At 64.2% G+C, this 23,862-nt stretch carries 24 protein-coding genes; 15 read left to right on the forward strand and 9 right to left on the reverse strand.

Translation table 11 applies throughout. The features are described 5' to 3' along the window. Positions 1–434 precede the first annotated feature (434 nt). From A6B35_RS14725 to A6B35_RS35555, 3 genes are read left to right on the forward strand one after another with little or no spacing between them, the layout of a single operon-like run. Positions 435–1,655, forward strand: coding sequence for a pilus assembly protein TadG-related protein (locus A6B35_RS14725; protein ID WP_006201428.1), 1,221 nt, complete (start codon positions 435–437; stop codon positions 1,653–1,655). A gap of 4 nt (positions 1,656–1,659) precedes the next feature. Continuing rightward, positions 1,660–2,100: a TadE/TadG family type IV pilus assembly protein gene (locus A6B35_RS14730; RefSeq protein ID WP_006201432.1), complete on the forward strand. Its 441-nt coding sequence runs from the start codon at positions 1,660–1,662 to the stop codon at positions 2,098–2,100. Continuing rightward, complete coding sequence (locus A6B35_RS35555) at positions 2,090–2,500, forward strand: TadE/TadG family type IV pilus assembly protein (RefSeq protein WP_006201433.1); 411 nt, start codon at positions 2,090–2,092, stop codon at positions 2,498–2,500. Before A6B35_RS14730 ends, A6B35_RS35555 begins: the two co-directional genes overlap by 11 nt. Positions 2,501–2,529: 29 nt before the next feature. On the opposite strand, the gene A6B35_RS14740 is transcribed toward A6B35_RS35555, so the two are convergent. Beyond that, on the reverse strand, positions 2,530–3,018 hold the full coding sequence (locus tag A6B35_RS14740; RefSeq protein WP_244425907.1) for a hypothetical protein: 489 nt from the start codon (positions 3,016–3,018) through the stop codon (positions 2,530–2,532). Between the two features lie 159 nt (positions 3,019–3,177). Between A6B35_RS14740 and A6B35_RS14745 the strand changes: the two genes are divergently transcribed. Further along, positions 3,178–4,545, forward strand: coding sequence for an NfeD family protein (locus tag A6B35_RS14745; protein WP_006201435.1), 1,368 nt, complete (start codon positions 3,178–3,180; stop codon positions 4,543–4,545). Then, positions 4,542–5,303, forward strand: coding sequence for a slipin family protein (locus tag A6B35_RS14750; protein WP_006201436.1), 762 nt, complete (start codon positions 4,542–4,544; stop codon positions 5,301–5,303). The genes A6B35_RS14745 and A6B35_RS14750 overlap by 4 nt, the downstream gene beginning before the upstream one ends. Positions 5,304–5,362: 59 nt before the next feature. Here the strand turns inward: A6B35_RS14750 and A6B35_RS14755 are convergent, their stop codons facing one another. Genes A6B35_RS14755 through A6B35_RS14765 form a run of 3 tightly spaced genes read right to left on the reverse strand, consistent with a single transcriptional unit; the run spans position 5,363 to position 9,125 of the window. Further along, positions 5,363–7,663 (reverse strand): xanthine dehydrogenase family protein molybdopterin-binding subunit, encoded by a 2,301-nt coding sequence (locus tag A6B35_RS14755; RefSeq protein ID WP_006201437.1) that lies wholly within the window; start codon positions 7,661–7,663, stop codon positions 5,363–5,365. Next, the gene (locus A6B35_RS14760; RefSeq protein ID WP_065518205.1) at positions 7,660–8,643 is read right to left on the reverse strand and encodes an FAD binding domain-containing protein; all 984 of its coding nucleotides are present in this window, start codon (positions 8,641–8,643) and stop codon (positions 7,660–7,662) included. The genes A6B35_RS14755 and A6B35_RS14760 overlap by 4 nt, the downstream gene beginning before the upstream one ends. Beyond that, on the reverse strand, positions 8,640–9,125 hold the full coding sequence (locus A6B35_RS14765; protein WP_083209836.1) for a (2Fe-2S)-binding protein: 486 nt from the start codon (positions 9,123–9,125) through the stop codon (positions 8,640–8,642). The genes A6B35_RS14760 and A6B35_RS14765 overlap by 4 nt, the downstream gene beginning before the upstream one ends. Positions 9,126–9,548: 423 nt before the next feature. On the opposite strand from A6B35_RS14765, the gene A6B35_RS14775 reads away from it, so the two are divergent. Then, positions 9,549–10,166, forward strand: a complete 618-nt coding sequence (locus tag A6B35_RS14775) for a TetR/AcrR family transcriptional regulator (protein ID WP_006206530.1) — start codon at positions 9,549–9,551, stop codon at positions 10,164–10,166. 43 nt (positions 10,167–10,209) lie between these two features. Here A6B35_RS14775 and A6B35_RS14780 read toward each other — a convergent pair whose 3' ends face one another. Next, the gene (locus A6B35_RS14780) at positions 10,210–10,419 is read right to left on the reverse strand and encodes a hypothetical protein (protein WP_006206528.1); all 210 of its coding nucleotides are present in this window, start codon (positions 10,417–10,419) and stop codon (positions 10,210–10,212) included. Between the two features lie 242 nt (positions 10,420–10,661). Between A6B35_RS14780 and A6B35_RS14785 the strand changes: the two genes are divergently transcribed. Then, complete coding sequence (locus A6B35_RS14785) at positions 10,662–11,516, forward strand: aldo/keto reductase (RefSeq protein ID WP_006206526.1); 855 nt, start codon at positions 10,662–10,664, stop codon at positions 11,514–11,516. Positions 11,517–11,553: 37 nt separating this feature from the next. Here the strand turns inward: A6B35_RS14785 and A6B35_RS14790 are convergent, their stop codons facing one another. Continuing rightward, entirely contained in the window at positions 11,554–13,653 is a 2,100-nt protein-coding gene (locus tag A6B35_RS14790) for an alpha/beta fold hydrolase (protein ID WP_006206525.1), read from the reverse strand. Between the two features lie 1,273 nt (positions 13,654–14,926). Here A6B35_RS14790 and A6B35_RS14795 point away from each other — a divergent pair. Continuing rightward, the gene (locus A6B35_RS14795; RefSeq protein ID WP_139032275.1) at positions 14,927–15,220 is read left to right on the forward strand and encodes a hypothetical protein; all 294 of its coding nucleotides are present in this window, start codon (positions 14,927–14,929) and stop codon (positions 15,218–15,220) included. Positions 15,221–15,228: 8 nt separating this feature from the next. Here A6B35_RS14795 and A6B35_RS14800 read toward each other — a convergent pair whose 3' ends face one another. Continuing rightward, entirely contained in the window at positions 15,229–16,116 is an 888-nt protein-coding gene (locus A6B35_RS14800) for a LysR family transcriptional regulator (protein ID WP_006206522.1), read from the reverse strand. A 181-nt stretch (positions 16,117–16,297) separates the two neighbouring features. Between A6B35_RS14800 and A6B35_RS14805 the strand changes: the two genes are divergently transcribed. The 7 genes from A6B35_RS14805 (at position 16,298) to A6B35_RS14835 (ending at position 22,378) form a co-directional block, all read left to right on the forward strand. Continuing rightward, positions 16,298–17,356 carry a class I SAM-dependent methyltransferase gene (locus A6B35_RS14805; protein ID WP_006206521.1) on the forward strand — a complete coding sequence of 353 codons (1,059 nt, stop codon included), beginning with the start codon at positions 16,298–16,300 and terminating at the stop codon, positions 17,354–17,356. Between the two features lie 217 nt (positions 17,357–17,573). After that, on the forward strand, positions 17,574–17,870 hold the full coding sequence (locus A6B35_RS14810) for an antibiotic biosynthesis monooxygenase (RefSeq protein WP_006206520.1): 297 nt from the start codon (positions 17,574–17,576) through the stop codon (positions 17,868–17,870). A gap of 109 nt (positions 17,871–17,979) precedes the next feature. Beyond that, entirely contained in the window at positions 17,980–18,987 is a 1,008-nt protein-coding gene (locus A6B35_RS14815) for a LacI family DNA-binding transcriptional regulator (RefSeq protein WP_040584239.1), read from the forward strand. A 76-nt stretch (positions 18,988–19,063) separates the two neighbouring features. Further along, positions 19,064–19,855: a 3-methyl-2-oxobutanoate hydroxymethyltransferase gene (locus A6B35_RS14820; RefSeq protein WP_006206517.1), complete on the forward strand. Its 792-nt coding sequence runs from the start codon at positions 19,064–19,066 to the stop codon at positions 19,853–19,855. Between the two features lie 8 nt (positions 19,856–19,863). After that, positions 19,864–20,871, forward strand: coding sequence for a sterol desaturase family protein (locus tag A6B35_RS14825; protein ID WP_006206516.1), 1,008 nt, complete (start codon positions 19,864–19,866; stop codon positions 20,869–20,871). Between the two features lie 112 nt (positions 20,872–20,983). After that, positions 20,984–21,931, forward strand: coding sequence for a substrate-binding domain-containing protein (locus tag A6B35_RS14830; protein WP_006206515.1), 948 nt, complete (start codon positions 20,984–20,986; stop codon positions 21,929–21,931). 132 nt (positions 21,932–22,063) lie between these two features. Then, entirely contained in the window at positions 22,064–22,378 is a 315-nt protein-coding gene (locus A6B35_RS14835; RefSeq protein ID WP_006206514.1) for a MocE family 2Fe-2S type ferredoxin, read from the forward strand. Positions 22,379–22,630: 252 nt separating this feature from the next. On the opposite strand, the gene A6B35_RS14840 is transcribed toward A6B35_RS14835, so the two are convergent. Both A6B35_RS14840 and A6B35_RS14845 read right to left on the reverse strand, forming a co-directional pair. Further along, entirely contained in the window at positions 22,631–22,945 is a 315-nt protein-coding gene (locus tag A6B35_RS14840) for a hypothetical protein (protein ID WP_006206513.1), read from the reverse strand. A gap of 93 nt (positions 22,946–23,038) precedes the next feature. Further along, positions 23,039–23,788 (reverse strand): DUF899 domain-containing protein, encoded by a 750-nt coding sequence (locus A6B35_RS14845; RefSeq protein ID WP_006206512.1) that lies wholly within the window; start codon positions 23,786–23,788, stop codon positions 23,039–23,041. Positions 23,789–23,862: the final 74 nt, after the last annotated feature.

Consider the following 23,862-nt stretch of genomic DNA (forward strand, 5'->3'; position numbering starts at 1 on the left):
AAAGCCGGTTTTCCGGGCTTTTCGCGGTTGCAGGGGACGTTGCGTCAGCCCTGATCTAGGCGCTTGAATCGGTTTACTTTTCGCTGGCCGGGCGCGCTCCGCGCCGGGCTTTTCAACCTGACTTTTTTTGGGTGTATTTTCGTGGCGGCTCTTTCGGCGTGCTTCGCCGCCGGGGGAGCTTGCGTTGCCACTGCCGTGAAGCCTCTGCTCTCGCTCGCCGGAAGCAGGGAGGCGCAAATAGCAGCCTCTCACGTCACTTAAGCGATGCGCGGGGGTAAAAGGCAGCCAGCTTAAATGCGGCAACGCCGGCCCGATGGCGGATCGTCGTCCCCTGAAGATGTGGTGATGAACGAAAATCGAGGCAAATCCTTAGGAAATAGTTAGCGTATTCATGATTGCTTAAATGCGCTATGCGGATGCTTCTGAATACTCTTTTGGACTTTGTCTCCCACTGCCTGCGTCGCGGCGCCGAGGCGGACGGCAACGTCGCCGTCGTTTTCGCGCTGACTTTGCCCGTCGTCGTCGGCGGGGCAGGTCTCGGCGTGGAGACGTCCTACTGGTACTATTCGAGCCTGAAGCTGCAGGCGACCGCGGACGCCGCCGCCTATGCCGGTGCGCTCGAGAAGATCGCGGGATCCGACACCACGGCGATCACGACGGCCGCCATCCAGTCGGCCACCTCGAACGGACTAGGCACCGGCACCATCGTCGTCCACACGCCGCCCACCTCGGGGCCGAACACGGCCAACAAGGCGGTCGAGGTGATCCTCAACCGGAACCTTGACCGAATCTTCACCTCGATCTTCGTTCAGGGGCAGGTTCCCGAAAAGGCGAGGGCGGTGGCGCTCATCACCGATGGCGCCTATGCCTGCAACATAGCGCTCAATGCGTCGGCCTCGCAGGCGATACTCTTTTCCGGCAACACCACCCCCAAGCAGACCGGCTGCGTCACCATGTCGAATTCGATCGCCAGCGATGCCATCAAGCTTCAGGGCTCGGCGACCCTCGAGACTGACTGCCTGATATCGGTTGGCGGCGTTTCGCTTGCCAACACACCCACGATGGTCTGCAAGGCCCCGATTACCCAGGCCTTGCCTGCGGCCGATCCTTACGCCAGCCTGCCGACACCCACGGCCTCGAACCCGTGCAAGAACGTCAACGGCAACAAAACCTCACAAACGCTCCAGGCCGGCACCTACTGCAGCGGCATGGACCTCAAGGGCAACGTTACGCTTTCTCCGGGTGTCTATGTCGTGGAGGGCAGTTTGAAGGTCAACGCCAACGCGGTCATCTCCGGAACCGGCGTGACCATCTTCATGTCCGGCAGCAACACCGTCAGCATGAACGGCAATGCCACGGTGACACTGAGCGCGCCGACCTCGGGCGCCTATTCCGGCGTGCTGTTCTACGGCGACAGGACGGGGACCGCGGCACAGAGCACCTTCAACGGCACCGCGAGCTCGCTTTTGACCGGGGCCATCTATTTCCCCAGGCAGCAGGTCAACTATCTCGGCAATTTCTCGGGCATAAATGGCTGCACCCAGGTGGTTGCGGACACGATCCAGTGGTCCGGCAGTACGATCATCAAGCAGGACTGCACCAGCCTTGGGATGAAGAATATTCCGGCCGCCCAAGCCGTGCGGATCGTCGAGTAGCGGCATGGGGCCATTCGCGATCCGCTTCCGCAAGAACCGCTCCGGCGCCGCCGCGGTGGAATTCGCGCTCGTGCTGCCAGTGCTGTGCACCGCGCTCTTCGGCATCGCCGACGGCTGGTCCTACGTCACCAGTTCGCTGGCGATGCGGGCCGGCGTGAAGACGGCGGCGAACCTGGTGATGGCCGGCGCCACCGACGACAGCGCCATCCAGGCCGCGGCGGTGGCAAGCTGGGAAAAGAAACCGGACGATGCGGCGGTCACGGTTACCCGCAGCTACAAGTGCGGAACGACCGTGGTCACTTCGACGACCATCTGCGCGGGCCCGAAGGTGTCTTCGGTCTTCGTCCAGATCCAGGCGTCGGGCACCTGGGTTCCGCCTTTCACCTTCGGTGTCTTCCCGGGCAACAGCGAGATTTCTCATCAGCAGGTGGTCCGTGTCCGCTAAACAGAGAGCCAGGGCATTTGCCGGCGATGCCTCGGGCGGCGCCGCTTTCGAATTCGCGCTGATCGCGCCTTTCCTGATCATGCTCCTATTCGGCATCTTCGCCTTCGGCTGGTCGATGAACAACATGTCCAGCGTGCGCTACGCGCTCGAGGCGTCCGCGCGTTCCCTGCAGCTCAACAACACCATGACCGAGTCCCAGATCCAGGCGATCGCGAAACAGAAGCTCGAGGCGCTCGGCCTGAAAAACGTCAGCGTCACGATCACCACCGACCCGGCGAGCGGCGGCTTCAAGATGGCGCATGTCAACGCCAGCTATGCCTTCGTGATCGACTTTCCCTACTTCGACCAGTACCCCATCAGCTACGCGACAACCGTCACCGTGCCGCTGATTGCCTCGTAGGAGGCGCGAGGCGGCCAGTTTTGCGGGCTTCAGTCTCCGTCGCCGGAAGAAGCCTTGCCGCACGCGGCCAGCACCTTGCCGATGGCGACGCTTGAGCCTGCGAGCGGAAAGCTGTTCTCGCCATATTTGTCCGAAGCGACCGTGGCTTCGCCCTTGGCGCGCAGCAAGGCGAGCAGCGGGTCGGCGCTGTCCATGTGCAGCGTGAAGTAATTGTACATCGCCTCGAGTTCGAGCGTCTTGGTCACGGCCTTGCCGCCGGCCCTGAACACGAACGAAGCGCTGATGCCGGGTTCCAGCTGCTGGCCGGTGGGACCGAGATCATAGCTCAGCACCGGCTTGCCAAAACAGGTCAGCATCAGGTGCGCATCGGCCTTCGGTCCGCCGCAGACCGACGCCGTCAGCACACTGCCGCCTTCGTCTTCCTCCATCTTCGCGGACCAGCCGCATGGCGCGGCATAAGCCGACTGCGTGGCCTGCAGTGCTGCCGCGAAGATGAATGCCGCCAGCACGCTTCGCATGATTTCCCTCATCGAGACATTCGTGGCCACCGACCATACAGGGCAAATGCTTGGGTGGCAGCACCGAGATTGGCAAAGGTGGATGCGAGCCACTCACCACCGCATCCTCATTGGACTTCGCCCCAATACAACCCATATTGAATCCATGGAGCTTTGAGCGTGACCTTCGCGCGGGTGGCCCTTCTTGCCGCGGCTTTCGTCGCCGCCGCAGTCCTTTCTCCCTTGCCATCGGCCGGGAGCGGGAAAGTCGCGCTGAGCGTCGCGATCGACGGTGCCATTGGGCCGGCAAGCACAAGACAGCTCGAGGAAGCGCTTGATGTCGCCGCCAGGCGGGACGCCGAAGTCCTTATCCTTCAGCTCGACACACCTGGCGGGCTGGTCACTTCGATGCGCGAGATGATCGCCGACATCCTGGCTTCGCCGGTGCCCGTCATCGGCTATGTCGCGCCGGCGGGCGGCCATGCGGCGAGTGCCGGCACCTATATCCTCTATGCCACCCATGTGGCGGCGATGGCGCCCGGAACCAATCTGGGTGCCGCGACACCGGTCGAGATGGGCGGGCTGCCGTCGCTGCCGGGCGGCGACAAGGAGAAGGACGACAAGAGCACCGGGCCGCCGGCGGCCGACGCGATGACGACCAAGGTGACCAATGACGCGGTTGCCCTGATCCGCTCGCTGGCCGAACTGCGCGGGCGCAACGGCGACTGGGGCGAAAAGGCGGTGCGCGAAGCGGCCAGCCTGTCGGCCAACGCAGCATTGCAGGAGCGTGTCATCGACTTCGTCGCCCGCGATACGACCGAGTTGCTGCAACTGTCGGATGGGCGCACCGTCGAGGCGGCCGGCGCCAAAAAGACACTGGCGACGAAAGGGCTGCCGGTCGAGACGCTGGAGCCCGGCTGGTTCATCCGGCTTCTCTCCGTCATCACCGACCCGAATGTCGCCGTCATCCTGATGCTGGTCGGCATCTACGGCATCGTCTTCGAGTTCACCAGCCCCGGCGCGGTGGCGCCCGGCGTGGTCGGCACCATCTGCCTCGTGCTCGGGCTCTATGCGCTCAATCTCCTGCCGATCAACTATGCCGGCCTTGCCCTGATGCTGCTCGGCATTGCCTTCCTTGCCGTCGAGGCCTTCAACCCCACCGTGGTGCTTGGGCTGGGTGGCGTGAGCGCCTTTCTGCTTGGCGCCGCCATGCTGCTCAAGGTCGAGGGTCCCGGCTTCGAGATGTCATGGGCGGTCATCGGCGCCGCCGCCGCGCTCACGCTTGGCCTGGCGCTGCTCACCGGCAGCTATCTGTGGGCGGCGCGCCGGAGCCTGCCGCGCGTCGGCGGCGAGGCCATGCGCGGCCAGCCCGCCAAGATCCTCGACTGGCAAGGCGGCGAGGGCCATGTGCTGGCTCTAGGAGAGCGCTGGCGGGCGAAGGCCAATGAGCCCGTCGCACCGGGCGACAGCGTCGAGGTGGTCGGTGTCAGCGACCTCGTGTTGACGGTGCGCCGCCGCGATGCGGGACAGAATGGAGCAAGACAATGATGGTTGGTTATGTGGCCTATCTGGTACTCGCTCTGGTCGTGGTCATGTTCCTGTCCGCGGCCATCCGCATTCTCAGGGAGTATGAGCGCGGCGTGGTCTTCACGCTCGGCCGCTTCACCGGGGTCAAGGGGCCTGGCCTCATCATCCTCGTTCCCTTCATCCAGCAGATGGTGCGGGTCGACCTGCGTGTCGTGGTCCAGGACGTGCCGCCTCAGGATGTCATCTCGCGCGACAATGTTTCGGTGAAGGTCAACGCCGTGCTCTATTTCCGCATCGTCGATGCCGAGCGGGCGATCATCCAGGTCGAGGACTTCATGGCCGCCACCAACCAGCTGGCGCAGACCACGCTGCGCTCTGTGCTCGGCAAGCACGAGCTCGACGAGATGCTGGCCGAGCGCGACAAGCTCAACAACGACGTCCAGGAGATCCTCGACCAGCGCACCGATGCCTGGGGCATCAAGGTCTCAAATGTCGAGATCAAGCATGTCGACCTGAACGAGAGCATGGTCCGCGCCATCGCCAAGCAGGCCGAGGCCGAGCGGCTGCGCCGCGCCAAGGTGATCAATGCCGACGGCGAGCAGCAGGCGGCGGCAAAGCTGGTCGAAGCTGGCCGGATGCTGTCGGCCGAGCCGCAAGCCATGCAATTGCGTTACTTCGAAGCCCTGCACGACATTGCCGGCGAGCGCTCGTCCACGGTGGTGTTCCCGCTGCCGGTGGACCTGCTCAGCCAATTCCTGAAGCAGGGTGGGGCAAAGTAGTAAGGCCAAGACGGCAGCCGATCTCCCCTCCTGCGGGGAGATCGGCAGCTCCACCGCCTCTAGATCAACTTCTCCAGCGTGATCGGCAAATCCCGCACCCTCTTGCCCGTGGCGTGGAACACCGCGTTAGCGACCGCCGGGGCCACGCCGACGATGGCCAACTCGCCCACGCCCTTGCCGCCGAGCGCAGAGGAATGCGGATCGGGGATGCCGACCGAGATCGTCTGGATATCCGGAATGTCGGCATTGGTCGGCACCAGATAGTCGGCGAGGTTGTTGTTGACGATGCGGCCGTGGCGGCGGTCGACGATGCCTTCTTCGAGCAGCGCCTGGCCGATGCCCATGATGATGCCGCCCTTCCACTGGCTTTCCGCCAGCTTCGGATTGTAGAGCCGGCCCGAATCCAGCGCCGACACCACGCGTGATACCCTGACCGTGCCGAAATCCTCGTCGACGCGCACTTCGATGAAATGCGCGCACCAGCTATGCCGGGAATAGTCGCCATCGGTGTGCGTCAGCGGCGTCGCGATGGTGGTGTAGGCCTTGTAGCGATCCTCGGCGGTCGAGTTGGCCGGCATGGTGTCGCCCTTGGCCTCGATCTGGTCGGCCCCGACGCTGGCCAGCAGCTCGGCGATCGAAACCTCCGGTCCGTCGCCGCGCGGCGATGAAACACGGCCGCCTGCCACGACCAGCGTGTTGGCCTGCAGCGCATGGAAGGGCGAGCGCGGATCGGAGATCGCCAGGCCGACCAGCTGGTCGAGTGCCGCACCGGCCGCCTTGTGCACGGCGCCGGTCATAATGCCGGCGAGCCTCGAGCCGCCGGTGACGCCGGCGCGGGCAAAGCGCGAGTCGCCGAGCTTGACCACGACATTGTCCGCCGGCACGCCGAGCGTCTCGGCCGCCGTCTGCGCCAGGATCGTGTACGTGCCCTGGCCCATGTCGATCGACGAGCTTTCGACCTCGACCGTGCCGTCGGCGAGGATGCGCACTAGTGCCTCGCCATAGGCGCGCCGCACCGGATAGGTGCCGGCGGCGACACCCCAGCCGATCAGCTGGTTGCCGTCGCGCATCGAGCGCGGGGCAGGGCTGCGCCTGGCCCAGCCGAACGCCTCGGCACCGGCAGCGAAGGCCTCACGCAACTGCCTTGTCGACCAGGCTTTCCTGGCATGCGGATCCTGCTCGGCATAGTTCCTGAGCCGGATCTCCAGCGGATCGATGCCGACCACATAGGCGAGTTCGTCGATGGCGCTTTCGATGCCGAAGGCGCTCGGGTTCTCGCCCGGCGCGCGCATCGCGCCCGGCACCACCGAATTGACCCGCACGACATTCTGCTTCGAGGAGAAATTCGGCGTCGCGTACATGACCGAGGTGACGGAGCCCAGCGGCTCGACCCACATGCCGCCCATCGAGGTTTCGTTGACGCCGCGATGGACGATAGACTGGATTTTTCCGTCGCGGTCGGCACCGAGCGTCACCGTCTGCCGCGTCGCCGCCCGGCCGCCATAGCCGGTGAAGGTCTGCGGCCGGCTCATCACAAGCCGCACCGGCCGTCCGAGCATTTTCGCGGCACTGGCCGCCACCGCGCCATGCGAAAGTGCCAGCGCCTTGGAGCCGAAGCCGCCGCCAATATAGGGCGAGACCAGCCGCACATTCTCGAACGGAATGGCGAACCATTCGGCATAGGTGCGCGCCATGCCGTCGAGCCACTGGCTCGGCTCCCAGACGGTCAGCCGGTCGCCTTGCCAGGCGGCGATCAGCCCATGCGGCTCCATCGGTGCCTGGTATTCGCGCGGTGTGTTGTAGGCGGCGCAGATGCGCACCGGTGCCGAGGCGAAGGCGGCTTCGGCTTCGCCCCATTCCTTGGTCATCATGTCGATCGGAATGCCGTCGCCGGCCTTGGGGTCGCTGAGATCGGCGACTGCCGGTGCTTCGTCATAGCTGACCTTGACCAGTGCTGCCGCTGCCACCGCCTGCTCGAAACTTTCGGCAACCACGGCCGCGACATGCTGGCCGCTGAATGCGATGTCACGCGCCAGCGGGCAATAGGGCACATCGGGTGGCGGCGTGCCGAACCAGTCCGATGCCGTCTTCAGCGGCGGGATGGTGTCGGGCGTCAGCACCAGAAGCACGCCGGGCGCGCCCTCTGCCGCTGCCGTGTCGATCGCGCGCACCTTGCCGGCGGCAACCGTACTTTCCACCAGCACGGCATGGGCAAGCCCTTCGAGCTGCTGCTCGACCGCGTATTTCGCAGCACCGGTGATCTTGGCAGGGCCGTCGACGCGCGACAGCCGCCCGCCGACCTGATCGGCGCTGCCGTCCGAAGCGTCGCCGTGCCGGGTTCTGAGGTCGTGAATGGTCATGCCATGGCTCCCGTCTTGAGGATGGCGCGGGCGACGACGCGCGGCGCCAGTTCGATCTTGTAGTGGTTGGCGCCATGGTCGACGGCGCCCTCGACGGCGAGCAGGCTGGCGCGGCGGACCGCATCCTCCTCCAGCACCTTGCCTTTGAGTGCTTCTTCCACGGCCCGCGCCCGCCAGGGTTTCGTGGCGACGCCGCCGAGCGCGACGCGCAGGTCACGGATGGTGCGGCCGTCCGCTTCGAGTTCAATGCCGACGGCGGCACTGGCTGCGGCAAACTCATAGGACTGGCGGTCGCGGACCTTCAGATAGGTCGAACGACGCGCGGCGGCCGATGCCGGGATGCTGATCTGGGTGATCATCTCGCCGGGTTGGATCGCGTGCTCCCGCTCCGGCGTGGTCCCGGGAAGGAGAAAAAAGTCGTCGACGGAGAGCTGACGCTCACCGAGATGGACGGTCGCGTCGAAGGCGACGAGGGCAACCGCGAGATCGCCGGGATACATGGCGATGCAGGCCTCGCTGGTGCCGAGCACGGCATGGCCGCGGGTTACGCCGCCGATCGCCGAGCAGCCGCTGCCGGGCTCCCGCTTGTTGCAGGCGGGGAAATTGGCCGGGTCGCGGAAATAAGGGCAGCGCGTGCGCTGCATCAGATTGCCGCCGATGCTCGCCATGTTGCGGATCTGCGCCGAAGCCGCCTGCCACAGCGCCTCCGAGACAGCGGGGAAGCGGCTCTTGATGCCCTCATGGCCGGCGACCTGGCTCATCTTGGCCAGTGCGCCCAGCCTGGCGCCGTGCTCGCCGACCTCGATCGTGTCCAGCCCTTTGAGATGGCTGATATCGACCAGCGTCTCGGGTTCGGCGACACCGCATTTGGCGAGGTCGAGCAGCGTCGTGCCGCCGGCAAGCAGCATGGCGCCGGGGAGTGCGGCCGCTTCACGCGCGGCAGCGGGCGAGGTGGCGCGAAGATAGGAAAAATCCCTCATGACTGCACCTCCAGGGCTGCTTGGCGCACGGCGGCGACGATGTGCGGATAGGCGCCGCAGCGGCAGAGATTGCCGGCCATGTATTCGCGGATTTCCTCGTCCGAACCGGCATGGCCTTCACGGATGCAGGCCACCGCCGACATGATCTGTCCCGGCGTGCAATAGCCGCATTGGAAGGCGTCCTGTTCGAGGAAGGCGGCCTGCACGGCGTGCAGCGTGCCGTCGGCCTCGACCAGCCCTTCGATGGTGGTGATCGAGCGGCCTTCGACTTGCGCGGCAAGAGTGAGGCAGGCAAGCACGCGCTCGCCGTCGACATGCACGGTGCAGGCGCCGCACTGGCCCTGGTCGCAGCCCTTCTTGGTGCCGGTCAGGTCGAGGCGGTCGCGCAGCGCATCGAGCAAAGTGACGCGCGGCTCGACTTCCAGCGAATGATCATGGCCGTTGATGGTGAGATGGATGGGGATGGTGGTTGGGCTTGTCATGGGGCGTCTGGCTCCAGTTGCTTGACGCTGAGGGGGATTGATCTGGTGTTCGGCGGGGGAGGGGCAAGGGCGTGGGAGAGCGTAATCTCCCCCCTTGAGGGGGAGATGGCCGGCAGGCCAGAGGGGGTTGCCTCTCGTAGAGCGCCAACCTCCATCTGCCTCAGGAGGTCGCACCCAGTCGCACCGACCCCCTCTGTCGCCTCTGGCGACATCTCCCCCTCAAGTGGGGAGATAACGCTCTCCGCCGTTTGCGCCATTCTCCAGCGGGCAGGGGAAGTTCTGGCCTTCAAACTCTCGACACGTGACATACCGGCCCCCCTGATTATATGATAAAGGCGCTCCACTAAAACGGAGGCGCCTCCGTTTATTACGTGGGGGCTGACCCGCCTGGGTTCAAGCCCCGAATTGCATGTGGAGATAAAATTGGCTCCAGAGCCGGCAGAAACCGTCGAGGACAAGGCACCCGCCGCTCCGCAAAAGCCGCTGCGCGCCGATGCGCAGCGCAACCGCGACCGGCTGGTCGAGGTGGCGGCGGTCGCCTTCGCGCAAAATGGCGTCGACGCCTCGCTCGAGGAGATCGCCCGCCAGGCCGGCGTCGGCATCGGCACGCTCTACCGGCATTTCCCGACCCGCGAGCATCTCGTCGAAATCGTCTACCGCCGCGAGGTGGAGGGGCTCTGCCAGGCTGCCGACGAGCTAGCGGCCAACCATCCGCCCGATGTCGCGCTCGAACAGTGGATGCAGCGCTTCGTCGACTACATCGCCACCAAGCGCGGGCTCTCGACCAGCCTGCGTATTCTGCTCACCACCAATTCCACCCTGTTCTCCGACATGTCGGGCCGGGTGACGCTCGCGCTGCGTCGCTTGGTCGAGGCAGCGGTCGCCGACGGCTCGATCCGCGGCGACGTTGACGCCTCCGACGTGCTGCATGCGCTGGGCGGCATCTATTCCGCGCCCGACACCAAGGACTGGCGCGACCGCTCGCGCCGGCTGGTCAAGCTCTTGATGGATGGGTTGCGGTTCGGGGCGAAAGGGAGTTGAGGCGTCGAAGCTGCTTCGACAATCGGGCGTTGAATGCGCTTCGCTATCGTCCCAGCGGTTGCCTCGACAGCGAGACAAGTTCCGCCTCGTCGAGGATGCCGGCCATGTAGTTGGCAAGAATGCGCGACGCCAGCCCCTCGAGGCGATCGGGCGAATCGCTTTCAAGTTTCAGTCGTTCGAAGACCCGCGCCAGCAAAGCCAATTCGGACGGATCGAAAATGCCGGCATCCTGAGCTTTTCGGCGGATCGGCATGACGCCTCCCAAGCAGACGCTTTCGCAACGATTGCAACGCGCCCCATGAAATTGCGGGTGCGTGGTTAAGAAAACATTAGCCATGCAAAAAGTTCCGCTGCGCTCGAAATCGACTGCGGCGAGGGGAGCGGCGGTCTCCTAGCAGACCACCGCCGCACTTTCTGGTGACGGCGACTGGCCCTGGCGGCCGCAGCGCCTAGATAAGGCCTGCGCTGGGCGCAAGATTGCAGAAGGACTAGGACATGCCTGAACAGATGACCCTGAATAGACCTGACCTGATTGCGCTGAACGACGGCGCCGCCATTCCCCAGCTTGGCCTTGGCGTGTGGCAGGTCGATCCGGCCATCACCGCTGAGGTGGTGGGCTGGGGGATCGAGGCCGGCTACAGGCTGATTGATACCGCCGAAGGCTACCAGAACGAGGAAGGGGTCGGGCAGGCGATCCGCAAGGCCGGCGTGCCGAGAGGCGAGCTGTTCATAACCTCGAAGCTGCGCAACGGCGCGCATCAGCGCGACGCCGCGTTGCGGGCTTTCGACGAGACGATGGAGAAGCTTGGCATCGAGCAGCTCGACCTGTTCCTGATCCACTGGCCCGTGCCCAGCCAGGGCAAATATGTCGAGGCCTGGAAGACGCTGGTCGAACTCAGGCAGGCCGGCCGGATCAAATCGATCGGCGTTTCGAATTTCAACCAGGACCATCTGGAGCGCATCATCGGCGAGACCGGAGTGACCCCTGTCGTCAACCAGATCGAACTGCATCCCCGCTTCCAGCAGCGCGCCGCCAGGGACTTTCACGCCAGGCGCAACATCCGCATCGAAAGCTGGAGCCCGCTGGGCAGCGGCAGGCTGCTGAGCGATCCGACGCTTGCGGGCATTGCCGGCAAGCATGGCAAGTCGGTGGCGCAAATCATCATCCGGTGGCACCTTCAGGAAGGGCTGATCGTCATCCCGAAGTCGAACCACCAGGACCGCATCGCCGCCAACTTCGATGTCTTCGATTTCGAGCTGGACGCGAAAGACCTCGAGACGATCGGCGGCATGGATGCACCCGACGGCCGCAACGGGGCGAACCCCGCGACGGCCGCGTTTTTGTTCTGAGCTACGCTCTCCCTTCTCCCTTGTGGGAGGAGGGAGATCATCCCCCGTCGACCGTAAAGAACGCAAGCGCGCCGGGCAGCCCGCTTGCTTCCATCTCACCATGCTGCTCGAACGTCAGGCCGGAGCCGACCACGAGATCGCGCACGGTTCGCGACGCGATGATCTCGCCCCGCCGCGCATGATCGAGCAGCCGCGATGAAAGGTCGATCGCAATGCCGGAAAAATCATCGCTACGCTCCTCGCATTCGCCAGTGTGGACAGCAGCGCGGACGTCGAGACCGGATTGCCTCAGGCGATGGCGGATCGCGATCGCACACTGGATCGACCGCGTCGGCCGCTGGAACACAGCGAGAAATCCGGTTGCCGAGCGCCTGATCTGCCTGCCTTCGGCAACCAGCAGTTCGGCCCGGATATTCTCGGCATGCCGCTCGATCGGATCCGCGCCGGCATCGGAGCCCTCGATCTCCACGGACAGCACCGACACCAGGACGCGTTCGCCCGGCGCCGCCGGCAAGGCGCCGGTGACGAAAGCCTGGATCTCGTCGACGAGACGATCGGAATTCTCGCCCCATATCACGTGATCCCGGCCGGCAAGCTCGATGTATCTGGCGCCCTCTATATGCGTCGCCAGGTAGTGTCCTTCTTCCCGCTTTACCCAGCGGTCGCCGGCCGTCTGCACGATCAGCGTCGGAACATGAATGGCAGGCAGAATATCGCGAACGTCGATTTCGGTCCCCCAACGCCAGAGCGCGATCGCGTCGGCGGGTGAGGCTGAATTCCTGAGATAGGCGGCGAACCATTCCCGCTCGAACGTGTCGCTCATCAGGCTGGGCGCCGCGTTGCTCATATCCGCCGCCGCTCCCCACTCCCTCTCGACGACCGCCAGGTCTTCTTCCACCTGCTCGCTTGTCTTCGCCCACCGATAGTCTTTCGACCATCTGCCGCTGGCATAGGCTCCGTTGAGCACGAGTGCCGCGGTGCGCTCGGGATAGGTCGCCGCAAAAAGCATGCACATCGGGCCGCCCTCGGAACTGCCGAACAGCACCGTGCGCTTCGAGCCGACCGCATCGAGCACCGCCCGCACGTCTTCCATCCGTTCTTCCAGCGTCGGCAGGCCGACATTGCGGTCGGACAGCCCGGTGCCGCGCTTGTCCATGCGGATCAGGCGCGAGAAAGCGCCGAGCCGCCGCAGGACATGCGAAAGCCGCGGCGAGGCCCAGGCATGGTCGAGGTTGGAGACCCATCCCGGCACATAGATCAGGTCGATCGGTCCGTCGCCGGTCACCTGATAGGCGATGTTGATCCCGGCCGATTTGACATAGTGGGTCGCCGGGCGCATCGGCTCGCTCTCGAACGCCGGCCGCTCGCCGGTTCGGGCTGGCGACGCCGTGCGGGAGGTGCCTTGCGGCATCATGCGCCGCGTCCGCAGCTCTTCGTGGAGATGCCGGGTTTCCGGCTCGGGCTGCAGCTTGAGTTCGCGCTGCAGCGTATCGCGGCAATGCTCAAATTGCCTGAGCGCGAGATTGATCCGGCCCTGCGCCGCATAGGCTCGCATCAGGACGCGGTGGATATCCTCCCTCAGCGGCTCCATGGTCAGCAGCCGTGTTGCCGCGCGCACGCATGAGGCAGGATCTTTCGTCGCGGAATAGTGCGCGACGAGTTTGTCCAGCGCCGCGACGGCCATAGCCCGCAGGCGCTCTCGTTCGATCCGCAGCCAGTCCTCGAATGGCTCCGCCTTCAGACCGAAGCCGTCGAGCAGGTCGCCGCGATAGACGAGGAGCGCCTGTTCGAGATCCTCAGGCGTCGAACTGGCGGCCAGCGCCTCGAACCGCGCAACGTCGAAATCAAGGCCATCGAGATGGAGGGCGACGCTGTCACCGTCCGTCATGAAGCGCCCGCCGGACGCGTGCATGGCCTTCCTGACGGAAGACACTGCCTGGCGAAGGCTCATCCGGGCCTGGGTCTCGCTGTTGACGCCCCAGAGCAGCGTTGCGAGCTTCTCGCGCGACTGCGAATGGCCGGACTGCAGCGCGAGGTAAGCCACCATGGCGCGCGCCTTGCGGCTGAAGACCGGGACCGCGGCCCCGACACCGGCAAAGTCGAAACCACCCAGCAGATGAAGGTGAGGCCCCGTCATTGGATTCCGCCCCCAGCCATTGCTTGGCGGCAATTCTTTCGTGTAGCTGCCTCTAATTCAACCGCGATCTACCCTGAGCGCTGTTTTTCACGATTCCATCACGCTGGCTTCACCGCGTTCGTCACGGCTGCGAACGACAGTTGATCGATACGATCAGTCAAGGAGCGATGCCATGCTGCCCCCGAACACAGTCGAATGGCCCATCTGGCATGACGACCCCCGGCGGAACTGGCATGGGCGTGACGAGCCCATGCCGCAGCGCCATGACATCGAACTTGCGCGCTATGTTGAAAGACAACGGGCCTGCCGGGAGCCCGCCGGGATCGATCTCACAGAAACGGCAAGCCGCCTGCGGGCGCTTGCAGCGCGGATCGGAAGCGTCCTTTTCCCGCGCCGCGAACGCAGCGCTTCGTCGGCTGCATCGCCACCAGGCGCGAGCATGGATCCAGACAGGACCGGCGCGACTGCTCGCTCAGGCTGATCAAGCTGCTGATGGACCGGCTGAGGTTCAGCGAGCCCCACCTTCCCCCATAAGGGAGAAGGCGACGCCTCAGTAGTTTGGGCCATCAAATGAAATGGCCAGTACCTGCTAGTTGGGATCGCCGGACCTCGAGCCCCCGTGCGACCCGCCGCCGGAGTTGTCGGAGCGACCATGATCGGCCTTCCGGGCTTGAGCAGAACCGGCCTTGCGGACCTGACCGGGAGGGCCGCTATGGATGTGGTTCTTGTCCCCCCAGCCATTGCCGGGACGTGATCCACCCGATTTGGCGATCGCCGCGGAGCTCAGGCTTGTGCCGAGCAGAAGCGTTACGGACGGCGGTGTCACTGCCGCGAAGCGCCCGGCCTTCTTGAGAAAATCGCGCCGCGCCTGAGCTTCTGAAACCAGACTCTCGGGCTCCGAACGTTTTGGGCTTTCCGTTGCCATGTTAAAACCCTCACTTTCAAGACATTTACTTTAGTGTTTCTGTCTAAGGGCACCAGTTCTCCAAAAGGCTTAGATTTCGCGACAATTAAAGGGGATGCAGGCGCTGAGGCCGGGTGCCGAAGCGTTGCCCATCCTGCCCCTCACAAGCAGGGCGCGTTCATGGCGCAATGGCCGATGTTTGCTTGGCGGCATGGGCCTTGGGCGGGAACGGATTTCTAAGTCTTTGATGCTATTCACGCCCCGGTCCATCCAGGGGCTCAAAACACAGTGACCCAGCGAACATTCATCATCTCGCTCATCCTGCTGGCCGCGGCTGTCGCTCTGTCGGCGACAGCGTTTCCAGGAGGAATGCTCGGTTTCCTGTTCGCAATCGGTGCTACCTTCTTTGTGGCAATACCAGGAGCTGCTATCGGTGACGCGCTCAAACAGGCCGGCGTCCCGGTAACGGGCATGCAGCTCATTTGGGCTCTGGCCGGCCTCTACGCACTGTTCGCCCTTGTTGCAGCCATGCAGGCTTGGCGACGGCTCCGGCGTGGCGAAATGAACGAGGCACGAACGGCGGGCCTGCGGCTGACGCTCCTGCTGGCGCTGCCATTGATGGCCTGGCTTTCGACAAATGCAATGGTGCGCGCCTGGCCATGAGGGCTTGCTCAGGCTTCCGCCGTTTGCCAGTCGTGCTCGGTCACTGCCTTGGCGAAGGCCGAGATGGCGGGTGAGGGCGCCCGGTCGGCCACCGAAACCAGCGAAACTTCGCGGATAATCTCGGGGTCGACGACGGGCCGGTGGCAGACGCCGGGATGATTGGCCGAGTACTCGGCGATGAAGCAGACACCCATGCCGGCGGCGATCATTGCCAGGATCCAGTCCTCGCGCTCCGAGCGGAAGGCGCTGCGGATGTCGAAGCCGATGTTGCGGCAGAGCTCGTCTATGTGATTGCCGTATTCGCAGTTGATGCGCTCGAGATAGGCCTCGCCTTGGACGTCGGTCAGATGGAGCGTGTTGCGCGTCTCAAAGGGATGGCCGGTCGAGAAGGCGAGGCCGAAGCGCTCGCGATAGACAGGCTCGGCCCTCAGCCGGTGGTCGAAAGGTTCGGGCCTGGCCAGCAGCGCCATGTCGAGCGTGCCCTCGGTCAACAGGTCGGTGAGGTGGTTGGCCGCGCCCTCGATCACCGTCACCTCGACGCCTGGATAGCGCTCGCGAAAGGCATTGAGGAAACTGATGAAACGCAACGGGCCGATGGTGCACATGACGCCCAGCGTCAACGAGGCGCTTTCAAGCGAGAGGAAGCTTCTGGCTGTCTTTTTCGCCGTCTCCGAGCGTTGCAATATCTCATCCAGATGGGTCCGCATCAGCAGGCCGAAATCGGTGAGCCGGACGCGGGTCTTCTCCCGATGGAAAAGATAGCCGCCGAGTTCGGCTTCGAGCTTCTGGATCGCTCGCGTCAGAGCCGGCTGGCCAACATGGACGAGTTCGGCCGCGCGATGAAAGTTAAGCGTCTGGCAGGCAGCCAGGAAATAGCGGATTTCGTGCATCTCCATGATGGGCTCCGCCGATGTCCCGTCTGCATCATCCCGATGATAATTCGGCATTATCGGCCGCCCTTGCGCACAAGTAAACTTCACCTTCCGGCCATGGCGGCATGGCCGCCGGCGGGGTCGATCCGCGGGGATCGGCATGACCGCAAATGATCGAAGAGATCGAACGCAACGGGAGATTCCGATGTCGGACGCTGATCAGGACAGACTCAACGCATTTCTTGGCAAGATGGTCGGCGATCTCGGTGCTATCGCAACCGGCGCGGGCGTGCTCCTGGGCGACAGGCTCGGCCTGTTCAAGGCCTTGCGCGAAGGCGGCAAGATGACGGCGGCCGAGCTTGCCAAGGCCACCGGCACCCAGGAACGCCTTGTCCGGGAATGGCTGTCCGGCCAGGCGGCGGCGGGCTATGTCGACTACGACGAGGCCACCGACCGTTTCCATCTCAATGCCGAGCAGGAGTTGGTCTTCGCCGACGAGGACAGCCCGGCCTTCATGGCCGGCGCATTCGAGGTTCTGTCGACGCTGTGGCTCGACGAGGAGAAGGTCAGGAAGGCGTTCCAGACCGGCAAGGGCGTCGCCTGGCATGAGCACAGCGCGTGCCTGTTTCGCGGCACCGAGCGCTTCTTCCGCCCTGGCTACAACGCCAATCTGATCGATGCCTGGCTGCCGGCCCTCGACGGCGTCGTCGAGAAGCTCGAACACGGCGCCGAAGTCGCGGATGTCGGCTGCGGCCATGGCGCGTCGACCGTGCTGATGGCGCGCGCCTTCCCGAAGTCGCGCTTCGTCGGCTTCGACTATCACGCGCCTTCGATCGAACGCGCCCGCAAGGCCGCCGAGGAAGCCGGGGTCAGCGCCAACACACGCTTCGAGGTCGCAGCCGCCAAGACCTATCCGGGCACCTACGATCTCGTCGCCTTCTTCGACTGCCTGCACGACATGGGCGATCCGGCGGGCGCGGCCACCCATGTCCACGGTTCGCTCAAGCCGGACGGTACCTGGATGATCGTCGAGCCTTTCGCGCATGATCATTTGGCCGCCAACCTCAATCCCGTCGGGCGCGTCTACTATGCCGCTTCCACCTTCGTGTGCACGCCGGCCTCGCAGTCGCAGGAGGTCGGGCTCGGGCTCGGCGCCCAGGCCGGCGAGGCGCGATTGCGCAAGGTCGTGACCGGCGGTGGATTCAAGCGCTTCCGCCGCGCCGCCGAGACGCCGTTCAACATGGTTCTGGAGGCACGTCCATAGATTGCTGGAAAAGTGCGTAGCGTTTTCCGTCCGGAACTGCGTAAAAACAAATATTTAGAGCGAGTCAGCCACCCTACCAGAAGCAGAACCGCTATAGAGTATTCTGCTGCCGAATGCTATTTTATGGTGTCCGCATAAATGCGGAAAAACAGATGGTTAGAGCAGCGTTCGGTTCCATGGGACCGGAGCGCATGACTTGAGCCGATGGGAGGAAATTATGACCGCCTACAACGTCGTCCGTTTTCGCACCAAGCCAGGCAAGGAAAAGGCTTTCATCGAAGCGCATGAGAAAACCGCGCTCAACGCCGCGGGCTTTCGCAAGGGCGCCCTGATCAAGACCGGCGAGGGCACGTTCTGCTTTGTTGGCGAGTGGGACGACATGGACAGCCTCGCCGCCGCGCGGTCATCGATGATCGGCCTTCTCGACACATTCCGCGATACGCTGGAAGACCTCGGCGGCAATCTCGGCGTGACGGACCCGGTCTCGGGGACGGTTGTCGCGGAAGTGCACTGAGGGAGCAACAGCCAATCCCCTTCGTGGGGGAGATTGGCTGTTTCACCCGCCTTGGAAAACCCTTCTCCGCTGGTTACCCTCCGCTGGCATGACAGCGGGGTCGAAAGAAATTCCAAAACCCACCTTCCTCGAGATCGCCCGCCGCGCCGGCGTCGGCACTGCAACCGTCGAGCGCGTGCTGAATGGCAGGGGCGGGGTCAGGCCTGCTACCGTCGAGAAAGTCGTCGCCGCCGCGCGCTCGCTCGACTATCCACGCCGGTTGCCCGAGGCGCATCGCGGCGTTATCCGCATCGAGGTCATCCTGGTGCGCCCGGACGCAACCTTCTTTGCGCGTCTGTCCCGCGCCTTCGAGCGCATTGCCGCGACGCTCGACCGCACGATCGCCGTCCACCGCACCTTTCTCGACGAGGCAGACCCGGCGGCCATCGCCAGGCGCATTCTCGATCCCGACATGCGCCGCGCCGGTCTTATCCTCGCGGTTCCCGACCATCCGCTGGTCGGTGCCGCCTTGCGGAAACTCGAAGGCGAGAAAATCCCGACGGTGCAGATCGTCACCCAGATCACCGGCACCAGCGGCGCCTATGTCGGCATCGACAATTATGCGGCGGGCCGCATGGCGGGCCTGTTGATGGCGCGCATGCAGCGGCGGTCGGGCAAGGTGGTGGCGATCTGCCACAGCCAGATCTACCGCGTCCACCAGGATCGCGTGCGCGGCTTCTTTGATTATCTGATCGAGGTCGGCGGCGGCGATTTCGAACCGGTCGCGGCACTGTTCGGGTATGACGACGGCGACCGCAACGCCGAACAGTTGCACGAAGCGCTGAAGCGCTGGCCGGACCTTGCCGGCCTCTACAATGCCGGCGGCGCCAATTCGGCGCTGAACGATGTGCTGCGCCGCCACACCAGAGGGCGCGAAGTGTTCTTCGTCGGCCATGAACTCACCGAGCGCAGCGCCACGGCACTGCGCCAGGGCACCATGGATGTCGTGCTCGACCAGGCGCCCGAGGCGCAGGCCAGGCGCGCCATCGACCTCGTGCTGGCGCGGCTCAACCTGCACGACCTGCCGGTCGAAAACCCGCCGATCCGTTTCGTCACCTTCACCGCCGAGAACCTTTGATCTGATTTGATCAAGGAACAAGCGGCGCCCAGCCGGGCCCGATGTTATCCCCTCTCGTCAACGGGAGGATAACCAAGTGACGAGACGGCTGACGGTCAGCGATCTGCAAAGCCAGAAGGGCAGCCGCAAATGGCTGCAGCTTCATGTCGACACGCCAGCAGAGGCTAGCGCTGCCGTCGCCTGCGACATCAACATTCTTTCCTGCGAGCCCGACCACAATCTCGAATTGATCCGCCAGGCGGCACCCTTCGCCTTCCTTTCCGTCGGCATGCCGCATGGCGCGGTCGCCTCGCCCGATGAGGCGGTGCGGCTGGGCTTTGCCATGCTGAAGCGCGGCGCCGACGCCGTCTATTGCTCGCATTCGCCGCGCTTCATCGAGGCCATGTCGGCCGAAGGCATTCCGGTCACCGGCCATGTCGGCCTGGTGCCGAACCGCGCCACCTGGACCAATTTCCGCGCCGTGGGCAGGACCGCCGAAGAGGCCTTCAAGGTGCTGCGGGCCGCCAAGGATCTGGAGAATGCGGGTGCGGCCTGCATCGAGGTCGAGGTGGTGCCTGTCAGGCTGGCCGATCACGTCACCCGCGCCACGCCGCTGATCACCATGGGCATGGGCTGCGGCTCGGTTTGCGACACGCAGTATCTGTTTTCCAGCGACGTGCTGGGCACACACACCGGCCACTATCCGCGCCATGCCATGCGCTACGCCGACTTCGTCACGCTGGAGGCGGAGCTGCAGGAAAAGCGCATCGCCGCCTTCCGCGCCTTCGGCCGCGACGTGGCGGCGGGCAGCTACCCCGAAGCGAAGCATCAGGTCGACATGGACGATGCCGCCTATGACCGTTTTTTGACCCTTTCCCAATCCCTGTGAGACTAGAAATGGACGACCTGAAATACGGCACGCGCAACAAGCGAGGCGACTGGGCTCCGAACGAGCCGGCCGGGACCGCGCCGCTGTTCACCTTCCCGCCGCGCCCGCTGGCGCTGCTGAAATGGCTGCCGCACTATTTCCTGCCCTACAATCTGCTGTTCGCGCTCTCGGCGGTGGCGTGGTGGCACTACGTGCTGCCTGACGTCGAGGTGATGAAGACGCTGTCCGTCGGCTGGATCGTAAAACTGTTCCTCGTCAACTGCGCCGCGCTGCTTCTGTTCTTCGGCGCCTTCGAGCTCCGACTCTACATCTTGAGAACCCAGGGCAATCGCTTCAAATATAACGGCAAATGGCCGTCGGAGCAGAAGAGCAAGGCGTTCTTCTTCGAGAACCAGAACTTCGACAATATGCTGCGCACCTTCGGCACCGGTATGCCGATCTGGACGGCGATCGAGGTTGGGATCCTCTACGCCTATGCCAATGGCTACGTGCCATGGCTGACCTTCGCCGAGCACCCCGTCTATCTGTTCTTCCTGGTGCTTATCGCCCCGGTCATCCACGAGACCCATTTCTTCCTGCTGCACCGGGCGATCCACTGGCCGCCGCTCTACAAATTGGTACATTCGGTGCACCACAATTCAGTCAACCCGTCACCCTGGTCGTCGCTGTCGATGCATCCGGTGGAACAGCTCGGCTATCTCGGCGTCGCCTTCTGGCACCTGATCATCCCGTCGAACCCGCTGCTGGCACTCTACCAGCTTCACTATGCCGGCTTCGGCGCCATTCCCGGCCATGTCGGCTTCGACAAGGTCGAGCTCGGCGAGGATACGGCGGTCGATAGCCACGCCTACATTCACTACCTCCACCACAAATATTTCGAGGTGAACTACGGCGACGGCCTCATCCCGTTCGACAAGTGGTTCGGCACTTTCCACGACGGCAGCAAGGACGGCGAGGCCCGCATGCAGGCCCGCTACGAGAAGAAGAAGGCGCGTGCCAACGCCGCAGTGAAATGACGCCCGAACAGACAGCCAGGTGAATGGTTTCGATCGTTCACTCCAGCCATCCCGAAAGGGCCGGATACCAAAAAGCGGGGTGAACCGGCACCCATCCAAAGGGAGGAAACCCGTGAAGAAACTTCTCATCTCGACGGCGCTCGCCGCCTTGATGTCGATGCCGGCAAGCGCCTTCGCCGCCAAGCTCGGCGTCAGCATCGTCAACTTCGACAACAACTTCCAGACGCTTCTGATGCACGGCATGCAGGACCGCGCCAAGGAAAAGGGCGCCGGCATCCAGGTCGAAGACGCCCAGAACGACGTCGCCAAGCAGCTCGACCAGGTCAAGAACTTCATCGCCAGCGGCGTCGACGCCATCATTGTCACGCTGGTCGACACCAACGCCTCCAAGACGATCAGCGAGGAAGCCGCCAAGGCCGGCATCCCGCTGGTCTTCGTCAACCTCGAACCCACGGATATGGCCAATCTGCCGGAGAAGCAGGTTTATGTCGGCTCCAACGAGGTCGAGTCGGGCACGCTGGAGGCCTTCGAGGTTTGCAAGATGCTGCGCGCCAGGGGCAAGTCCGCCGGCGCCAACGCCTACATCGTCATGGGCAGCCTGGTGCACCAGGCGGCACTGCAGCGCACCAAGGACGTCGAGCAGATCTTCGCCACCGACATGTGCAACTTCATCAAGATCGTCGACAAGCAGTCGTCCGAATGGTCGCGCGACAATGCGCAGAACCTGATGACCAACTGGCTGACCGCCGGCGGCGCGCCGGACGCCGTCATCGCCAACAATGACGAATCCGCCATCGGCGCCATCCTGGCGCTGAAGGCCAATGGCGTCGACATGAAGAACGTCGTCGTCGGCGGCATCGACGCCACCCAAGACGGCCTGCAGGCGATGAAGGCCGGCGATCTTTCAGTGACGGTGTTCCAGAACGCCAAGGGGCAAGGCGGCGGCGGTGTCGACGCGGCTCTTGCGCTGGCCAAGGGCGAGAAGGTCGACCGCGTGGTCTACGTGCCGTTCGAACTGGTGACGCCGGCCAACGCGGCTGAGTACCTCAACAAGAACTAAGCATGATCCCAAAAAGTGGGAACCGGTTTTCGGAAAGATCATGCGCAAGCAACAACAGTCCCAAGACTGAGGCCTCCGGGCGGCTGTCATGGCCGTCCCGGACGGTCCGATCGGAATTGACAGGGGAGAAAAATGTCCAGCTGGATCAGGGCCTGCGGCCTCGACGACATCGAACAGGAAGGCGCCCGCCGCTTCGACCATGAAGGCCGAACCTACGCCGTGTTTCGCTCTCCTGATGATGAAGTGTTCTGCACCGACGGCCTGTGCACGCACGAAGCCGTCCACATCGCCGACGGGCTGGTCACGGATTATGAGATCGAATGCCCGAAACACTCCGGCGCCTTCGACTACCGCACCGGCGAAGCCAAGCGCCTGCCGCCCTGCATCAACCTCAGGACCTACCCGGCCAAGGTCGAAGCGGGGGAGGTGATGGTGGCGGTGGGGTAAGGCTTGAAGCTGCCGATCGCCCCGTTGCGGTCCGTTGCGGGGGAGATGTCCGGCAGGGCAGAGGGGGGTGCCGTTCCTCCGTGGTTCGCCCGATCTCACCCCTGGATGCCTGGGCTCAGGGGAGGCGATCCTTCGCACCCTTCTCTGTCCTGCCGGGTATCTCCGACAACCGCCAGGGAGCGCCCGGAGTCCTCACCGGATTTGCCGGTTCGGCCTTCGATTTCTTCCGACCACCATCCGCGAACAAAGGGATCAAAGGCCTGAGGTCATTTCGCGGCCCGGCCGGGCTTGCCGGCCGGACATCACCCTCAGCCAGGGCGCCAGATGGAAGGCGCTCATCAGCAGATACATCGCCGCCATGCTGGTTAGCGGCGAAGAATTGTCGCCCATGCAGAGCATGGCCGCATCGCCACCTTGAATACAGGCGAGCAGCGCCATCAGGGCGAAGGTCGGAGCGGCGGCGAGGCACAGCCAGTCGGCGATGCCAAGGGGTGTCGCGCCAGGGGTAGCCGCATTCGCGTTCTCACCGGGGATCGCGCCGCCGGCGCCTGTATGGGTCTTGCTCATGGTTTCTTATCCCTTGATGGGGCCATTGGCGCGAGCCAAGGAGGAGAGCTCCGGCGCCGCTCGTGAACGGTGCCGGGCGCCCAAACCGACCGACTAGTCCTGCTTGTCCCGGAACGCCGCCTCGCCGGCAGCAGACACTTCGGCCCATTTCTTGTCGGGCGCGGCGTCGTAATTGTCGTGCCAGTTCCACCAGCTGTAGAGCGGGGTCTGCGGATAACCTTCGGGCGAGTCCTCCCAGATCTCCTGGCGGCCGAGCGGGGTCGCGTCGAGATAGCTCCAGACGGTGCCCATCGCCTCGTCGCCGCGGCTGTTGATGAAATAGGTGCGGAACACCCTATCGCCGTCGCGGATGAACACGTTGTGGCCATGCCATTCGTCGACGCCGAAGTCTTTGTCGAAGCTGTCGGTGATGGTGTACCAAGGCATCTCCCAGCCCATCCGCTTCTTCAGCCGCACGATGTCGGCTTGCGGCGCGCGCGAGGCGTAGGCAAGCGTGGTGTTGCGAGCGTTGAGATGGGCGAGATGGCCGACCTGATCGGCACCCAGCGAACAGCCGCGGCAGGCATGATCGGGCCAGCCATGGACACCGGGTTCAAAGAAAGCGCGGTAAACGATCAGCTGGCGGCGGCCTTCGAACAGGTCGAGCAGGCTCACTCTGCCATTGGGCCCTTCGAACACATACGCCTTGTCGACGTCCATCCACGGCATCCGCCGGCGCTCGGCGGCCAGCGCATCCTTGGCGCGAAGCGTGGCTTTCTCCTTCACCAGCAACTCCTCGCGCGCGGCCTCCCACGCCTGCTGCGAAACGACAGGTGGGGTCTTCATTGCGATTTGCTTGGTCATGATCTTCTCCTTTGCAGTCTGTCTTCGCCGTTGCGAAATGTTGTTGGTTGCTGATGCTGAGATAGAGTAGGGCC

Source organism: Mesorhizobium amorphae CCNWGS0123, from assembly GCF_001686985.1.
In the GTDB taxonomy this organism is placed as follows: Bacteria; Pseudomonadota; Alphaproteobacteria; order Rhizobiales; family Rhizobiaceae; genus Mesorhizobium; species Mesorhizobium amorphae.

What these genes read in the sequence shown, in the direction of transcription:
- A6B35_RS14740 (WP_244425907.1), bottom strand. Translation starts at nt 3,018, where the DNA reads ATGCGAAGCGTGCTGGCGGCATTCATCTTCGCGGCAGCACTGCAGGCC.
- A6B35_RS14795 (WP_139032275.1), top strand. Translation starts at nt 14,927, where the DNA reads ATGCTCGGTTTCCTGTTCGCAATCGGTGCTACCTTCTTTGTGGCAATA.
- A6B35_RS14760 (WP_065518205.1), bottom strand. Translation starts at nt 8,643, where the DNA reads ATGAGGGATTTTTCCTATCTTCGCGCCACCTCGCCCGCTGCCGCGCGT.
- A6B35_RS14730 (WP_006201432.1), top strand. Translation starts at nt 1,660, where the DNA reads ATGGGGCCATTCGCGATCCGCTTCCGCAAGAACCGCTCCGGCGCCGCC.
- A6B35_RS14810 (WP_006206520.1), top strand. Translation starts at nt 17,574, where the DNA reads ATGACCGCCTACAACGTCGTCCGTTTTCGCACCAAGCCAGGCAAGGAA.
- A6B35_RS14845 (WP_006206512.1), bottom strand. Translation starts at nt 23,788, where the DNA reads ATGACCAAGCAAATCGCAATGAAGACCCCACCTGTCGTTTCGCAGCAG.
- A6B35_RS14765 (WP_083209836.1), bottom strand. Translation starts at nt 9,125, where the DNA reads ATGACAAGCCCAACCACCATCCCCATCCATCTCACCATCAACGGCCAT.
- A6B35_RS14755 (WP_006201437.1), bottom strand. Translation starts at nt 7,663, where the DNA reads ATGACCATTCACGACCTCAGAACCCGGCACGGCGACGCTTCGGACGGC.
- A6B35_RS14790 (WP_006206525.1), bottom strand. Translation starts at nt 13,653, where the DNA reads ATGACGGGGCCTCACCTTCATCTGCTGGGTGGTTTCGACTTTGCCGGT.
- A6B35_RS14780 (WP_006206528.1), bottom strand. Translation starts at nt 10,419, where the DNA reads ATGCCGATCCGCCGAAAAGCTCAGGATGCCGGCATTTTCGATCCGTCC.
- A6B35_RS14800 (WP_006206522.1), bottom strand. Translation starts at nt 16,116, where the DNA reads ATGGAGATGCACGAAATCCGCTATTTCCTGGCTGCCTGCCAGACGCTT.
- A6B35_RS14840 (WP_006206513.1), bottom strand. Translation starts at nt 22,945, where the DNA reads ATGAGCAAGACCCATACAGGCGCCGGCGGCGCGATCCCCGGTGAGAAC.
- A6B35_RS14825 (WP_006206516.1), top strand. Translation starts at nt 19,864, where the DNA reads ATGGACGACCTGAAATACGGCACGCGCAACAAGCGAGGCGACTGGGCT.
- A6B35_RS14750 (WP_006201436.1), top strand. Translation starts at nt 4,542, where the DNA reads ATGATGGTTGGTTATGTGGCCTATCTGGTACTCGCTCTGGTCGTGGTC.
- A6B35_RS14785 (WP_006206526.1), top strand. Translation starts at nt 10,662, where the DNA reads ATGCCTGAACAGATGACCCTGAATAGACCTGACCTGATTGCGCTGAAC.
- A6B35_RS14805 (WP_006206521.1), top strand. Translation starts at nt 16,298, where the DNA reads ATGTCGGACGCTGATCAGGACAGACTCAACGCATTTCTTGGCAAGATG.
- A6B35_RS14835 (WP_006206514.1), top strand. Translation starts at nt 22,064, where the DNA reads ATGTCCAGCTGGATCAGGGCCTGCGGCCTCGACGACATCGAACAGGAA.